Here is a 16,212-nt window from a genome sequence, read left to right as displayed (position 1 = left end):
GATTAAAATTTAATTGAATAACTCAAACTAGGAAGCGGCACACCCAAAATGGCTAAACGCAGCGCTTGAGGAGGAGCATTTTCGGCATCATCAAAGAAGATAGAGAAAGGATTCTTTCGACCATAAACATTCAGGACCGAAAACGTCCAATCCCCGTCAAAGAAGAGTCCTTTACCTTTGAGTTTGAAGTTGACTGAAAAATCCAAGCGGTGAAAATCAGGAATGCGCTGCTGATTTCGAGAATTAAAATAGGCCAGGTTATTACCTGAATAATCAAACTTCGCTTCGGGGAAAGTCACTGGACGGCCTGTATTGTAAGCAAAAGTTGCTGAGATGGAGGTATTCGTACTGACTTTATAATTCCCGATCAAAGTCAAATCATGGGGTTTGTCAAAATTGGAAGCATACCATTCGCCGTTGTTTATATTCTCCTCTTCGAATGGCGTGATGACCCGTCGGAGTGTTCGAGAATAGGTATAAGAAACCCATCCGGTCAATCTCCCGAGGTTCTTTTTGACATAAAGTTCCACGCCATAAGCCTGACCTTCCGCGGGTATGAGTTCTGTTTCCAGATGATTTTGCATGATCAGGGTCGCTCCGTCTTTGTACTCTACCACATTCTGAAGGTCTTTGTAATAGACCTCGAGGGATGTTTCGAAGATATTCCCCTTGAAGTTGTTATAGAAGCCTAAAGAATACTGATCAGCAATCTGAGGTTCCAGGAAGTTGTCGCTGAGCTTCCATACATCCGTTGGTGCAATGGTCGCCGTGTTGGATATCAAATGGATAAACTGGTACATTTTGTTATATCCAAGTTTGACCGAACTTGATTTGCTGAAAGAATAGCGGAATGAAGCTCTAGGGCCAAGACCATTGTAGGTTTGGATGGGTTCTCCTTCTCCAAAAGCTGTTTCGCTGATCGCACTTCCATCCGAGACCGGCTTAGTTTCTTCGTACTGCCTGACTGTTCGTGGCCCCAGATAGCGGTAAGTATCATAGCGAATGCCATAAGAAAACCCGAACTTTTCTCCCAATTCAAATTCATGCTGAAAGTGAATTCCAGCTTCTTGACCTAGCTCATCCTGGACTTTCTGAGGTAAAATCTCTTGCTCGGCTCCGGTAGGAACCAATTCCCCCGGTTGGATTTTTACCTGCTTAAATTCACCCCCAAAGAAGATTTTATTGGTCTCATTGAAATTATACCCCAGAAAAAGTTTTCCTCCCAAATCCTGAATTCCTGACTTGATTTCAAAATCATTGATCCCACTTTGGTTGAAGATTCCGTAGTCATAGAGCGAATAGTAGCCCAGTGCCTCCAAACTCAACCTGGAACTAAGCTTGCTTTTCCATTGAAGGGAATGGGCTGTATTTTTCCATGAGATAGTCGTATCCGAGGCAAACGCAAAGTCATCATAGCTGGTGTAATAGCTGTATGTGAATTCATTGTTTTCAGAGACTGGAGCGCTAATCACCAGATTTCCGTCATAAAAGTTTGCCTGAGAATTCTTTACTGTTGGATTGCTGAGGGAGTTAAGAAACCAATTGATATAGGATAGTCTGAATCCACCCAAAATCGAAACTTTATCCTTGATCAATGGCCCATTCAGTGAAAGCTTACCTGAATAATTACTTAACATCAAGTCGCCTCCCCACTTATCCACACTTCCGGCTTTGGGTAGAATATCCAAAATCGCTGAACTTCTGCCACCAAATCTGGCAGGCACTACCGCTTTGTACAGCGTAACATCATTGACCACATCGGCATTGAAAGCTGTAAACAATCCAAACATGTGAGAGGGATTGTAGATCGGTGCACCGGCAAACTGAATCAGGTTTTGATCGACTCCTCCACCCCGGACATTCAGCCCTGAGGATGCTTCACCTACTTGACTGACTCCCGGTAGGGTGGCCAAAGATCTAACAATATCTATTTCTCCCAGAAATGGAGGCAATTCCCGAATCGTATTCATGTTCAGATTAATTGCCCCCATATCAGTTGATCGGATATTTTTCTCCGGATCCCGACCAAAAATCACCACATCATCCAACTGAAAGTCCTCTTGAAGCATCCGAATGGACATTCTACCATCACCCACAGCGGTGATCGGGTAGTCGATTGTCTCGTATCCTACATACCGAAATTGGATAGTGTATTCTGCACGATCAAGTATGAGCTCAAAGCTGCCGTTGTTATCGGTGATTTTCGTGACATCCAATTCAGGCACTGTTACGGTAGCCCCGATTAATGCCTCTCCGGAAATCGCATCGATGATTCGTCCGGATATTTTTATCCCTTTGAGTTGACCGATATCCCGACCAATGACTTCTCTTTTGGTAGGTGCAGTAGTCTGTGCCCAGGCTCCTTGTCCTATCAAAAAGATTAAAAGCAGTATAATTCTATTCATAGAATTGGTTTTAAATGCCATTAGGATCAAATCGATACAGCTCCATCGGAAGTATTCCGGCGATGGATTCTTCAGGTGCACGAAGGATGTAAATCTGGCCTTCGAATGTGAAATACCCGGCATTGATGCTTTGGGGCAATCCCGGAATAAAGTTCTTAGCCTTCCATGCAAGCGTATTAAAGTCAAGCTCCCAAACTTGTTCTACTCGCCTATAGAGTCCGATGTATACTTTGTCTCCGACCACTTGTGCCATACCATAGCCATTTCCCAATGATCCCGGATAGAAAGTAAGAATCCTCCAGGAATCAGAGGCGGGAGTATATTCCCAAATCGCACTGTCGGAAGCAATAAAATAGGCTTTGTTTCCTTTTGTAAACCAAGCTAAGCTGTTGGAAATATCGATTGGTGCAGGGGACTGAGTAGCCCAGGACTGAGCATTCGGACTGTATCTCCAGACAGTTCGGGTTCCGACCCCTTCACCCCCTGCGAGAAACAATTCCCCATTGAGCTCAAAAGCCAAGGAATTCAGACTGTTAGTCGGCAAATTTGGCAGTTGGGTAAAGGTACTGCCGTCAATTCTCCAAAAGTCACGCTTGAAGTCGAATACTTCTCTGTCGATTTCTATTACTCCTCCTCCCAAGTAATTGGAAGTAGCAAAGGCTCCAACCCTGCTTTCAGCTGGAAAAGAGACGGGGGTCCAAGTACCAGATTGAGGATCCAAGCGCTGAAATCCCTGATAATAACCGGCATCAAGTCTGCGGGTCCCCAAGCCCACAAAAAAACCGGATTGATTGTCAAAAAAGACGTTGCCATAGATTCGCTGCCCCTCTGGAAACTGCCCCAAAAGGGTGTATTTCCCCGATTGATATTCAAATGCTTGACCGAACTCCAGAACTTGATCCTGAATCTGAACCCGAACTTTCACCAAAGGCTCTCCGGCTGCCTCCGGAATTCTGACTCTTAGTCGGGACTCAAAAAGGTTTTGTAGGACCGTTGCTTCCTGGTTCCCAAAAAATACCCGTGTGCCATCCGGCAGATTTCGGCCTTGAATAATGATTTCTTCACCGGCCTTGGCAAAAGTCGGCTCATAAGACTCAATGACTGGAGAAAGCGTTTGGATCTCGATTGTTTCACCGACCAATTCTACTCCGTCAACAGAAGCAAAAGCTCTGACAAAATAGCGCTGATTTATCGCCAGGCCTGCCGTTTCTCCAATGAATCTTCCCGGTCCTTCTTTTATCCCCAGGGAAACTAGAATCGGAGACGAAAAATCTTCACTGGTAGAAAGTTGAAACCCATGATCCGATGCAGAAATAGGTTGATTGGTAATCAGTCTACCTAAGACCCGGATTTTTTCTCCACTTACAAACACCACTTCCTCTGTAGCAACTACAACAGTGGCGTCTTCTTCCTCAGTACAAGCCCACCCAGCCAGAAGCATTAAAAATATGCCTAGTGACAGTAATCTTCGCATAAAATGTGGTAGTAGTAGTGGCCAAAAATATAAAAAAGCAGGTGTAATTCAACCGAGCAAAAAAAATGCGTTGATATTTTAACAAAAATCAAAAGGATAAAAACCAAAAACCCTCAATAACCCAATAAAAATCCGGAAAGTAGGGATGCATATTCACCGGAATAATTCGAATTTTCGTTTTTGAGAACCAATTCCTTGTCTTTTTTAACCGCTTTATGGAATGTAAACTCACTAACCTCCCGATGAACAGGTTTGATTTTGGAATCCCTAATCATAATTTTTTGAGAGAGAAACAGACTGACATTTTGAGCTAAATCTTCCAAAGACTTCGATTGACGGGGCGGGAGAATTACCCAAAAAGTCCCCGACTCCTCCAGCAATTCAGTAACCTTTTTTAAAAGCGCGTCAAAGGACAGTTCATCCGTATGGAGCGCTTTGTTTCGTTTTGTATCAGCAGATTTCAGATGATCTGGGAAAAATGGCGGATTGCTCACAATTAGATCAAATCTATCGCGCGACTGGAAATCCTGTATTCGACCGGGAATCAATGTTAGCCTTTCGGAAAAAGCACTTTCCTGAAAATTTTCCCCCGCCTGAACAGCCGCATCCTCATCAAGCTCCACGGCCGTGATCTTAGCTTGAGGAAATCGCTGCGCTAGCATCAGCGCAATAACGCCCGTACCTGTCCCGATATCGAGAATGCTGGAAGGATTTTCTGCTTGTGCCAAAGCCCCCAGCAAAACTGCATCCGTGCTGATCTTCATCGCACAGCGATCTTGATGGATTCGGAACTGCTGAAACTGAAACCAGGAATTTGCCATCAATTCCGTGCCTTACTGAAAAATTTACTGCGGAATCCGGCACGATCTTCCATCGTATTGAGCTCGTCTTCTGAGACTCTTTTCACGCTTTCAATGGTATAGAAGGCCTTTTCGTCCACTTCTTTTACCTTGGAAATAAATTCCTGCAGGGTATCCCGCTTCATGACTGTAAAGAGCAGATTTACTTTTCCAAACCGTCCTTCGCCCCCGACATTGGTGAATCGGTAATTCTTCATTTTCATGAATTCCAGGAGATCAGGATGGGGTTGGGGTGTGATTACCCGCACCAGGACACGGCCGATGGCGAGTTTTTCTTCCAGTGCCATTCCTACAAATGTCCCCGTGGCAAATCCTCCGGCGTAAGCAATGTAGGAGAGCGGGTTATTTACATTTTGGAAAATCTGCCCGATCGCAAGTAGCCAAATCATCGCTTCAAAGAAGCCCAAAATAGGAACGATGCTCTTTTTCCCATTCATCATAAACATGATCCGGAGCGTGTTGATCGAAACGTCCCCGATACGCGCCACAAAAATCAAAAGTGGCATCAGGACATAATTGAGAAGGTTTTCAGAAATTCCGAGGGAGTGAAACAGGTCTTGCATAGCAGTTTTAGAACTTCCACAAAAATACCGCTTTTCTCCGGCTTGGTAGCTGAAAAATACGGGAAGAGGCAAAAATCAAATCTTGCAATTCCTTCCTGCAGGCAATCCAAACCCGATAAACTGAACAGTCATGATGAGTAAAAACCAGATCAGGATTTCCCAATTATCAAACAAATCCAAAGAAATCCCAAAAACCAAGGGACCCAAAGCAGCCAAAATATAGCCCGCAGACTGGACCATTCCCGATAGTTTGGCGGTGGTCAAATCCTCAGCCGAACGCAGCGAAATCAGCGTGTAGGCGATACTTAAACTTGCACCACTTCCTACCCCGATGATGGTCAATGCTACAAAGGCAATGAGTTCGTTTTGGATAAAAAGTGCACTGTAACCAACCAGATAACTAATGCCTACAATCAGGATGACCCTGGATTGTTCTTTGAGACGAATCAAATAATTGGGAACGAAGAATGTCCCGATCAGGGAAATCAACTGCATGTAGGAGAGGGCTATTCCGGCTTTGACCGGACTCATTCCTCTTGCGATCAGCATATCGGGAAGCCAGGTTACCATGGTAAAATACATGACGGATTGAGCTCCCATAAACAGCGTGACTTGCCAAGCCAATTTTGATTTCCATACGTTTTTTGCCTTGAGCAAATCCCCTTGATGCCCGGCATTTCTACTCCTCATCTGCGGAATCCAAACGACCAAAGCTAAAACCATCAAAACCACCCAAGAAGCCAGGGATCCTCTCCAACCTAGTCCCAAGTCAACCGCTAAAGGCACACTGAACCCTGATGCAACAGCAGCAAAAAGCGACATTCCTGTCGAGAGAATGGCTGTCATCAAACCGATTTTCTCCGGAAGGCGTGCTTTGAAAAATGGAATCATCAGCACATTGGCGATCACGATACCAATGCCAGTCAGTGCCGTCCCAATGTAAAGCAGCTCGATTCCACCAAGAACTCTCAGCACCACACCGATGGCCAAAAGTAGAATTCCGAGAAAGATAGCTTTACCATGGCCTAGCTTTTTACCGATACTTGGAGCAAAAAGAGAAAAGACCGCAAATGTCACTAAAGAAAGCGTGGTCAAAAATCCCGCAAGACCATTTGATATTCCCAGATCTTCCCGGATGAAAGGGATCAACGGCCCAACCGAAGCAATAGAGGTCCTCAGATTGATCGAAATCAGAACGATTCCGAGGATTAGCAATGCTTGGCTAGGTAGCTGGCGATTTTGCAAGGGAAGGTACGATTGAAGTTAGGAAATACGAATTACGGACTTTTCTTCACACTTGAACTCCAAGGTCAGAACCATCATTGGAGGAAGAAGATATTTAAGAATAAAATAAAAGTTCTCAATTACCTCTTATTTCGTACCTCGAATCTCCTAAATTCAAGTCCTGCTCTCCACTAAATCCTTCACACAATCCACCCAGGTATCATTCGAATTTAAACTAGGTACTAAATCCCAATGCTCTCCTCCGAGTTCTTCAAACTGCTCTTTGTATTCCTCACCTACCTCCACGGTAGTTTCCAGGCAATCTGCCACAAAAGCCGGGGAGAAAACGAGTACTTTTTTTACTCCTTCTTTGGCTAATTCCTTGATCGTGTTCTCTGTATAGGGTTTGATCCAGGGATCTTTTCCCAGTCTGGATTGAAAGCAAGTCAGGACTTTGTCTTCCGGTAATCCCAATTTCGCTGCGACCAAGCGTGTCGTCTGAAAGCACTGTGCACGGTAGCAAAATTGGTTTTTCAGGCCGTATTTATTGCAGCAGGTACCTAACTGACAGTAGCCTTCTACACTACCTTTTCGAATTTGTCGTTCCGGTAACCCATGATACGAGAATAGAAACTTATCGTAGTTGTGCTTTTGCATAGCTTCCCGACCTAATTCAGTCCAAGCCTCCAGAAAAAGTGGATGATCTACATAATTACTGATAAATGTAATCTCAGGAATAATCTGCCAGGTGCGTGCGATCTCCATGACCCGATCGATTACCGAACCATTAGTCGCCGAAGCATATTGTGGAAAGAGCGGAAGGACGATTATCTTTTTGACCTTGGCCTTCATCAGTTCTTCCAGTCCCTTTTCGATACTTGGATTCTGATAGCGCATCGCCATGGCGACAAGGTATTTCTCAGGATCGAGTTTTTTGATCAGTTTTTCCTTGAGATCTTGGGTGTGGAAAAGTAGCGGCGAACCTCGATCTGTCCAAAGTTTCCGGTATTCACCTGCTGACTTTGGAGCACGAAAAGGGGCAATAATCAGATTGACAAGCATCCAGCGGGGAATAAAAGGGAAATCGATCACTCGTCCATCCATCAAAAACTCCCGAAGGTATTTCCTCACATCACCGGTTTTGGTGCTGTCTGGAGTTCCCAAATTGACAAGTAGAACGCCTATTTTTGCTGAATTTTTCGCCATTATTCTGGATCTTTTTGCTTAAGAAAGCCCAAAAATAGTCCGTTTGTTTGGTTTCTGATGATTGAACTTTTCTAAGTCCTATACTTCGGTTTCCAAAATCTCCGTCCGGTACATTTCTGTTTTTTAGGCAGCAGGCTTTTTTCGCAGCGCCCACTTCATCAGCGGTCCGCTTGTCATAGATGTGACTAAAGCCATCACTACGAGGGCAACGAATAGCTTTTCATCAATCAAGCCGTTTTCCAATGCAATCAATCCCAAAATGATTTCCATTGCGCCTCGGGCGTTCATTCCAAAACCTACAGCCATAGCTTCTTTGAGTGGATAGCCAGACCGTAACGCACCATAGCCACTCCCGATGATTTTCCCCAGGAAAGAAATCACGATAATTACCGCTATGAGAAGAAAATCAAAGTTTGTGAAGAAGTTTATTTTCAGCCCGATGGACACAAAGAAAAGTGGCGCAAAGATATTGTTGATAAACTGATGAATAATTTCCTTGGCTTTTTCGGAAAGGTGATCTGAATCGCCTAAGGCAACCCCAAAAAGAAACGCTCCGAAAATAGCATGAATTCCGAGCCATTCGGTAAATGCAGCCAGCAGAAAACAAAAGGAGATGGATAAAGATAATAGCCCTCCGGGCCAGGCTAATTTTTTGTTGATCCATGGCAAAACACGATTCAGCAGCCCTTTGCCAAGCGTCAACATGAAGATGGTAAACAACAATGTGATCCCAATGGTACTTATTAAGGAAAGGTTTCCGCTTTTGCCCATGAAGGATAATATCACCGAGAAAATCAGCCAGCCAATGATGTCATTGATCATGGCACCGGCCACGATGACCATGCCCATTTTAGTTTTGAACAAATCCATGTCCATCAAAATCCGGACGACCACCGGCAAGGCTGTAATGGACATCGCCGTACCCATAAAGAGGGAGAAAAGAAGCCTGTTTCCCTCGGCAAGTCCGAAGAATGACGGAAAGAAATAAGGGATGACAAAGCCCAAAATAAACGGAATTATGAGGCCTAGGATACTGATATTAATGGCAGATTTGCCCTGAGACAAGACCAGGTGAAGCTCCACCTCCAGACCTGCTATAAATAGCAGGAGGATAACGGCCATCTGCACAATTCCATCAAGGGCAAGATTCGCGGAGGGATTACTTTGAAACAAATAGGTAAAGAAGTCGGGAATGATCATTCCCAAAATCGTAGGCCCCAGTACGATTCCCGCTATAATTTCACCTACTACGGCAGGCTGTTTGAATTTCTGAGCTATTTCTGCAAAAACTCGGGCAGACAGTAGCATTGTAGCTAACTGCAGAAGTAGGTTGATGACTTCTTTATGTGCTAAGCTTTCCATATTCTACTTCACGATTAAAAGGTTGCAGGGGAGTTCCGATAGAATCTCCTCCAAGTCATGGGGAAATAGACGGTCTATAAAAGTGTAGCCATTTTCATCCCCCATGATCAGTAAATCTGCATTGATGGATTCGCAGTATCTTACCAATTCAACTGCCCATTTTCCTGCGGTAATTTTAATATTGATCTTGAGTCCACTTTGATCCAATCCGTCAAGAATCTCTTGGACGTAGCGAATTTCTTCTTGAACGAGCTTTCTTCTTGTATTAGAGACTTCGTCTTCAGATCCTTCGCCGGCAGTGGCCATTTGAAGGCCGTAAAGCTTAATTTCATTGAGAATATGTACTTGAGAGGCTTCTTCCGCCTGACAGAATTTCAAGCCTTTTTCGATGACTCTTGGGGTGACTTCCAATTTGGTACCGTTGATGACCACTTTGGAAAATCGGGTGGTCTCAACTTTAGGATCAATTAAAGTCAAGACGGAACAAGGTGATTTTCGGATTACTTTTCGAGCGACAGACCCCAAATAATAGGTGAATAGCCCTTCTTTTTTCAATGCCCCAAGTACCAACAAGTTAATCTGCTCCTCTTCACAGGTTTTGAGGATGGTTTTGGCTGCTTTTCCTTCTTTCCAGATCGTTTTGACTCGTCCCAGATCAGCACAGTGCCGCTGGAGAATTTGCTCCAAATTGGATTCAAGCTCGGGTGTTTTTACACCCACATGAATGAGTACCAGCTCTCCCTGAAAAATCCCAATCAATCTTCGGGCTTCAGCAATCAGAGCCTCCATCCTAGGCGAAAATGCTATGGCGAGAGCAACTTTTGAGTACATATATATTCTTCTTAGTTTTTCTGAAATACGGCAATTTTAACCAAAGGACAAACCACAATTTGATACTTTGCCACTTATCCATTAGAAAATCCACTTGAGACTGATTTCTTTTCCCTGAAAAATCGCATCCTGAATTGTTACTTATTTTCATAAACTTCCCTTGAATTTTTATTTCTTTTATTCAGAAATAACCCGAAACTAATTTTCCTATGCGAAAACTCTTACTCACCGGGCTAATGCTGGGAGGTATGATTTGTGCCGATGCCTTGGCGCAATCAGATTATCCCACACTAAGCCAGGTCACCCAAAGGCTCCAAAAGCTTGGGGGCAATTCCTCCGTGGAGCTAACATCTCTCACCAAAACAGCCGGTGGCAAAGACATCCATGTACTCAAAGTAGGTACAGGCGCAAAAGACCAAAAACCTGCCATCGCAGTAGTTGGTGGAGTGGAAGGATTTCATGTGCTCAGTGTGGAGTTGGCACTTCAGTTTGCAGAGCAGCTTGTGGCTGAAAACAGCAGTGTATTGGAGAAAACCACCTTTTACATTTTTCCAAACATGTCTCCCGATGCCTACGAGCAATATCATGCTGCGCTCAAGTATGAACGAAGAGGAAATGCGGTAGCGATGGATCACGACCGTGACGGAAAGTCCGGTGAAAGCGGCTACTCCGACCTCAACGGCGACGGCATGATCACCTGGATGCGCGTAGAAGACCCGATGGGCGACTGGATGGTCTCCAAAGACGATGAGCGGGTTCTTATAAAAGCCGATCGATCCAAAGGAGAAGCCGGAAAATACCGGGTCTTCAAAGAAAGCAAAGACGACGACAAAGACGGTGAATTTGCCGAAGATCTACAGGAAGGCATCGCCTTCAATCGATCATTGACTTACAAATTCCCTGTTTTTCAGCCATTAGCAGGCGACATTCCGGTTTCGCAAAATGAAAGTAGAGCAATGCTTGATTATCTTTTTGAGCAATGGAATATCTTCGCTTTTGTGACTTTTTCTCCTGCAAATAATTTGAGCTCACCGCTGAAATACAATGCGGGCGATGCCAAAAAGCGGGTCGTAACATCCATTTTGGAAAAAGACCAGGCCATCAATGCGATGGTCTCCGGCCTCTACAATGAGACAGTGAGCCAAAAAGCATTTCAGCAATCCAATCAGGGAACTGACGGGGATTTCTTCCAGTGGGCCTATTTTCACTTTGCCAGACTGAGCTTCAGTACACCGGGATATTGGACTCCTGAGTTCCAAGGACAAACCAACCCAGAAGCCAACTATTTGGCTTGGGCTGACTCTTTGGGTTGGGATTCATTCGTGCCTTGGACAGCAGTAAAGCATCCTGATTTCCCCAATCAGAAAGTTGAAGTAGGTGGAATTAAGCCATTTGTGATGGTCAATCCTCCTTTTGAAAAAGTAGCAGAAATCGCAGCTGAGCACACCTCCTTCATTCTAAAGTTGGCTGAAATGCAGCCACAGTTGGAATTTCATAACCTAAAGACAGAGTCATTGGGAAATGGACTGACTCGAATCACAGTGGATTTGTTCAACAACTCCCCCCTTCCCACCCATTCGGAAATGGGCGCCAGGTCCCGCTGGCTGCGAAAAGTGCGAATTGACATCGATGCTGCTGCTGACAAGCTGGTCTCCGGCGACAAAATCAAACTTGTGGATTCGATGGATGCTTTTGAAAAAACTTCCCTGAGCTGGATTATTCGTGGGTCAGGAAATATTACGATCAAAGCAGGAGCTCCCCACGCAGGCTTTGCCACTCAAACTGTAAAACTCTAAGCCATGAATATGCTAAAAACAACAAAACTAATCGTTGCCTTGGCTTTAGGTGCATTGTGTCTAGACGCATTTCCCGCCCATGCTCAGCAGGAGAATTTCTTCCGGGCAATCGGCTCACCCCATCAGCCAAAAGTAGAAATAGCCTGGAACCGCTACCACAGCGCAGAAGGTCTGTGGGATTGGATGAAAAAAATTGCAGCTGCTCATCCAAACCTGGCTAAAGTCGAATCCATCGGAAAATCTTACGAGGGCCGGGATATCTTGACACTGACTATCACGGATTTTTCCGCAGGAAAAGATACCGACAAACCCGCCATGTGGATCGATGGAAACATCCACTCCAACGAAGTTCAAGGCGGAGAATTCTCTCTTTATGTAGCTTGGTATTTGACTGAGATGCATGCTGACACGAAGTTTATCCAGGAATTGCTTCGGGATAAGACATTTTACATCACCCCAACCATCAATCCTGACGCCAGAAACAACTTCTTTAAGGAGCCAAATACCGCTAACTCTCCAAGATCAGGTATGATCGTATTGGATAATGACGGTGACGGTCAGGCCGGTGAGGACATGATGAATGACCTCGATGGAGACGGACACATCACGATGATGATCCGCAAGTCGCCAACAGGCCGATTTATCAAGGATCCTTTGGATCCAAGAAGACTGATGGCAGTGGGACCTGATCAGGTAGGCGAATACGAAATGCTGGGACAGGAAGGCATGGATAATGACGGTGACGGAGAAGTCAACGAGGATGGCATTGGATATTATGATCCCAACCGCGATTGGGGTTGGAACTGGCAGCCGGATTACATTCAGCGGGGCGCCATGCGTTATCCGTTCACTTTGCCGGAGAATCGTGCGGTGATGGAGTTTGTGATGAAGCATCCTAACATCGCCGGAGCACAGAGTTTTCACAACTCAGGAGGAATGATTCTACGCGGACCGGGTGCAGAGGAAGATCTGAATACTTATAATAGAGATGACATTCGAATCTATGACGCGATCGGTAAAAAAGGAGAGGAAATGATTCCTGGCTATCGTTATCTGACTGTTTATAAGGATTTGTATTCGGTTTTTGGAGGCGAATTGGATTGGTTTTATGGCAATCGGGGCATCTTCACTTACACCAATGAATTGATGGTTTCCTACCTTTATTTCAACAAAGAAGCGGGAAGAGGCAATCAGGATGAGCAACTCAAGGTGGATCACTTGTTGACTTTCGGAGATGCTTTTGTCCCTTTTGAGGAATATAACCATCCGCAATTCGGGACCGTGGAGATCGGTGGATTCAAGAAAAACTTTGGCCGTGCCCATCCGGGATTTTTGCTGGAGCAGGATGCACATCGTAATTCGGCATTCACCATCTATCACGCATACCATACTCCAAAACTTTCTGTGATGGATGTGAAAGAAGAGGATCTTGGGGGAGGATTGAAAGCGATCACAGCGACCATTTTCAATGAGCGCATGATGCCTACCCACGCCAGTCAGGATTTGAAGTACAAAATCGAACGCCCTGACTATGTGACAATCACCGGTGCAAAAGTAATTGCAGGATTTGTCGTAGAAGATGAAGACATGAAGAAATTCAAAGAGCAGAAATCCTCTCCTGAGAAAATGGCCGTTGAGAATATTCCAGGAATGGGAGCAGTAAAAGTGAAATGGATCGTCTCTTCTGCATCAAACTACAGCATCACTGTCGATTCCGCCAAGGGCGGAAAAGCGAGCTGGAAGAAGTAAGAGATTACTATTTAATATTTTGGAAAATCCCGCCGACCGGAATCAGCGGGATTTTTTTGTTCTGTAAAGAAAATCAAAGCTTTCCGAAACTATCTTTTGCAGCCAGAACGACTGCATTCAAAAGTTCATTATTAGATAATTAGCCCCATGACGGATTAAAGCATTTTTTGAAACCAATCGATATTAGTTTAACTTGATACGACTACTATCAACCTTCGGATATGGAACAAAGCAATCAAGTCGTCTGGATTACTGGCGCTTCCTCTGGATTGGGAAAAGGCATGGCATTGGAATTCGCCTCCCAGGGTGCAAAATTGGCCGTTTCAGCTCGTAGAATGGACTTATTAGAGGAAGTAGTAAAAGAAATCGAGGCAAAAGGCGGAATAGCCAACGCCTATCATTGCGATGTATTGGACTCCCAAAGCATAAAAAATTGTGTGGATGAAATTATCCGCGATTTTGGTAAGTTGGATGTAGCGATCGCCAATGCTGGTTATGGAGTTTTGGGGAAAATTGAAGACCTGAATGAAGCAGACTGGAGTCGCCAATTGGCGGTGAATGTGACTGGATTGGCGCTTTCCTGCAAGTTTGCTTTGCCGCATCTCAGAAAAACAAAAGGTCGGCTGGTTTTGCTGGGAAGTGTTGCGGCCTTTGTTCCAAATCCTGGAACTGGGGCCTATGGGGCATCCAAAGCGGCCGTTCATAACATGGGAGAGTCCCTTCAAATGGAATTGAAAGGAACCGGGGTTTCCTGTACGATTATCCATCCGGGCATGGTCGAAAGCAACATTACCAGAGTTGATAACGAGGGAAATTTCCATCCAGAACGACAGGATCCCCGCCCGGCAAAATTGATGTGGACTACAGAAAAAGCTGCGAAAGTGATGGTCAAGGCTATTGAGAAGAGGAAAAGTGTATTTGTTTTCACAGGACACGGAAAATTCATTGTTTTTCTTGCAAAATATTTCCCAAGCCTAGGGAGAATGATTAAAGATAAAATGTCGCCAAAGTAATTGAAAATGAGGAAGTTCACGTTGTTTCTATACTTTTTGATTGGATCGATTTTCAGTTCTTTTTCTCAAGAAAATCCTGTTGTTCTGATCACCTATTATTCCCAATCCGGAAATACTGAAAAACTAGCACAGGCAGTGGCTAAAGGTGCCAAGTCGGTACCTGAAGTCGAAGTAAAACTTTTGCCCATCGACCAAGTCGGGGAAAGTGATGTATTGGAAGCTTCGGCCATCATCGTGGGATCACCAGTTTATAATGCAAACGTAGCTCCGGCGATTCAGGAGTTTATCAATTCCTGGCCCTTTGAGGGATCACCGATGAAAAATAAAATCGGCGCAGCCTTTTCTACAGGCGGAGGAATATCGATCGGTGAAGAGCTGGTTATGCTGAACATCCTCCATTCCATGCTGATCTATGGGATGATCGTAGTGGGTGGGGAAGAAACTGAGACCGCATTTGGAGCTTCAGCAGTAACTGGTGAGGGACCTTTTGGAGAAGGGGAAATGGACGATTTATTCTTAAAAAAAGGGTTCGGTTTAGGAAGCCGAGTGGCTAAACTAGTTGTCTCCTTCCATAATCCTCCAGATTGGAAGTGACCAAACCAACTGGAATTTATTGAAGATCAGCATCCTGTTTTTTTTTTCTTGAAAAGAACCAGTAACTTTTAGATTACTGAAAATCAATTTTTTATACCCCAGTATTAACCCAAACAAAAAACCAATGGAAGAAACAGACATCAACAAGGAGCTTTTGACCAAAACATGGAGCGGTTCGAGTGTAAGTGAGCGCGAAGGACAGGCCTGGGATAAGAAGAAGGAAATGGACTTCACTTATACCAATATTGACAAGTTTATCCGATATAGCCTTGGCGAAAATCCGGTATTCAGCAATGCGATGTATCTGGGAGATTATTCCATGTCTCTGGAAGAAGCCCAGCGAAGAAAACATGAATTTGTTACCAAAGCTTTGGATATTAAGCCAGGAAGTCGGGTTTTGGACTTAGGATGCGGATGGGGAGGATGGCTCAAATACCTCAAAGACGTCGTCGGAGCGGAAGGCATAGGAGTCAATCTCTCCGACGGTCAGGTGAATGCCTGCCGGCAAAATGGATTAACTGCCTATATTAAGGACGCGCGATATATTAAGCCTGAAGATTTTGGAACCTTCGATGCGATCACCGCTTTCGGGAGTTTTGAGCATGTGGCCTCTGTCAAAGATTATCTTGACGGCCGACAGGATGAAGTTTACGAAGACTACTTCAAGCACGTGTACAATCTGCTCAAACCAGGCAGAAAGTTCTACATGCAAACCATGACTTTTGAGAAAAATATGATGCCATTTGATCAGATTGACATCAATGCACCTAAGGATTCGGACAGCTACATTATGGCTCTTTTACTAAAGCATAATCCGGATTCATGGATTCCGTACGGATATGAGCACGTCGTTCGAACTGCAAGTCCGTATTTCAAAAATACTTATTACAGTGATGGAAGATTGGATTATGTCAAAACGAATCGGGAGTGGACGAAGCGTTTTTACAAATTCAGCCTGAAAAAATACCTGTGGTTTGCCTCTTTGGTTCCAAAATTATTTACTGATAAGGAATTCAGACATCAACTAGCCATTTTGCGGGTACGTCCAAATCGGGTTTGCTTTGAGCGAGAGATCATGGGACACGCCAGACTTGTTTTCGAGCGATTATAAAAATTTGATTTTGAGAAAAACGAA

The 16,212-nt window shown here is 44.5% G+C and carries 13 protein-coding genes; 5 read left to right on the top strand and 8 right to left on the bottom strand.

Annotation, left to right across the window (positions count from 1 at the left end; genetic code table 11):
• Positions 1-2 precede the first annotated feature (2 nt).
• The 8 genes from C4S61_RS02720 to C4S61_RS02685 form a co-directional block, all read right to left on the bottom strand.
• On the bottom strand, positions 3-2,405 hold the full coding sequence (locus C4S61_RS02720; RefSeq protein ID WP_103923266.1) for a TonB-dependent receptor: 2,403 nt from the start codon (positions 2,403-2,405) through the stop codon (positions 3-5).
• 10 nt (positions 2,406-2,415) lie between these two features.
• A complete protein-coding gene (locus C4S61_RS02715; protein WP_103923265.1) occupies positions 2,416-3,879 on the bottom strand; it encodes an IPT/TIG domain-containing protein in 1,464 nt (487 codons plus the stop codon).
• 113 nt (positions 3,880-3,992) lie between these two features.
• Positions 3,993-4,700 carry a tRNA1(Val) (adenine(37)-N6)-methyltransferase gene (locus C4S61_RS02710; RefSeq protein WP_103923264.1) on the bottom strand — a complete coding sequence of 236 codons (708 nt, stop codon included), beginning with the start codon at positions 4,698-4,700 and terminating at the stop codon, positions 3,993-3,995.
• A complete protein-coding gene (locus tag C4S61_RS02705) occupies positions 4,700-5,302 on the bottom strand; it encodes a DUF2179 domain-containing protein (protein WP_103923263.1) in 603 nt (200 codons plus the stop codon). The genes C4S61_RS02710 and C4S61_RS02705 overlap by 1 nt, the downstream gene beginning before the upstream one ends.
• 75 nt (positions 5,303-5,377) lie before the next feature.
• The gene (locus C4S61_RS02700) at positions 5,378-6,547 is read right to left on the bottom strand and encodes a CynX/NimT family MFS transporter (protein WP_103923262.1); all 1,170 of its coding nucleotides are present in this window, start codon (positions 6,545-6,547) and stop codon (positions 5,378-5,380) included.
• Between the two features lie 153 nt (positions 6,548-6,700).
• Positions 6,701-7,732: a ferrochelatase gene (hemH, locus tag C4S61_RS02695; protein ID WP_103923261.1), complete on the bottom strand. Its 1,032-nt coding sequence runs from the start codon at positions 7,730-7,732 to the stop codon at positions 6,701-6,703.
• Positions 7,733-7,855: 123 nt separating this feature from the next.
• Positions 7,856-9,094, bottom strand: coding sequence for a cation:proton antiporter (locus tag C4S61_RS02690; protein WP_103923260.1), 1,239 nt, complete (start codon positions 9,092-9,094; stop codon positions 7,856-7,858).
• Between the two features lie 3 nt (positions 9,095-9,097).
• Positions 9,098-9,925 (bottom strand): universal stress protein, encoded by an 828-nt coding sequence (locus tag C4S61_RS02685; RefSeq protein WP_103923259.1) that lies wholly within the window; start codon positions 9,923-9,925, stop codon positions 9,098-9,100.
• Positions 9,926-10,134: 209 nt separating this feature from the next.
• Here C4S61_RS02685 and C4S61_RS02680 point away from each other — a divergent pair, with 209 nt between their 5' ends.
• From C4S61_RS02680 to C4S61_RS02660, 5 genes are all read left to right on the top strand, one after another.
• Entirely contained in the window at positions 10,135-11,721 is a 1,587-nt protein-coding gene (locus C4S61_RS02680) for a M14 family metallopeptidase (protein ID WP_103923258.1), read from the top strand.
• A gap of 9 nt (positions 11,722-11,730) precedes the next feature.
• On the top strand, positions 11,731-13,470 hold the full coding sequence (locus C4S61_RS02675; RefSeq protein WP_103923447.1) for a M14 family metallopeptidase: 1,740 nt from the start codon (positions 11,731-11,733) through the stop codon (positions 13,468-13,470).
• A gap of 221 nt (positions 13,471-13,691) precedes the next feature.
• Positions 13,692-14,483, top strand: coding sequence for an SDR family NAD(P)-dependent oxidoreductase (locus C4S61_RS02670; RefSeq protein ID WP_103923257.1), 792 nt, complete (start codon positions 13,692-13,694; stop codon positions 14,481-14,483).
• 6 nt (positions 14,484-14,489) lie between these two features.
• Positions 14,490-15,077, top strand: coding sequence for a flavodoxin family protein (locus C4S61_RS02665; RefSeq protein ID WP_103923256.1), 588 nt, complete (start codon positions 14,490-14,492; stop codon positions 15,075-15,077).
• Between the two features lie 124 nt (positions 15,078-15,201).
• Positions 15,202-16,188 (top strand): SAM-dependent methyltransferase, encoded by a 987-nt coding sequence (locus tag C4S61_RS02660; protein WP_103923255.1) that lies wholly within the window; start codon positions 15,202-15,204, stop codon positions 16,186-16,188.
• Positions 16,189-16,212: the final 24 nt, after the last annotated feature.

This window comes from Algoriphagus boritolerans DSM 17298 = JCM 18970 (assembly GCF_900108085.1).
GTDB classification, from domain to species: domain Bacteria; phylum Bacteroidota; class Bacteroidia; order Cytophagales; family Cyclobacteriaceae; genus Algoriphagus; species Algoriphagus boritolerans.
The sequence above is the reverse complement of the archived record's forward strand: the minus strand, read 5'-3'. Positions and strand labels throughout refer to the sequence as shown.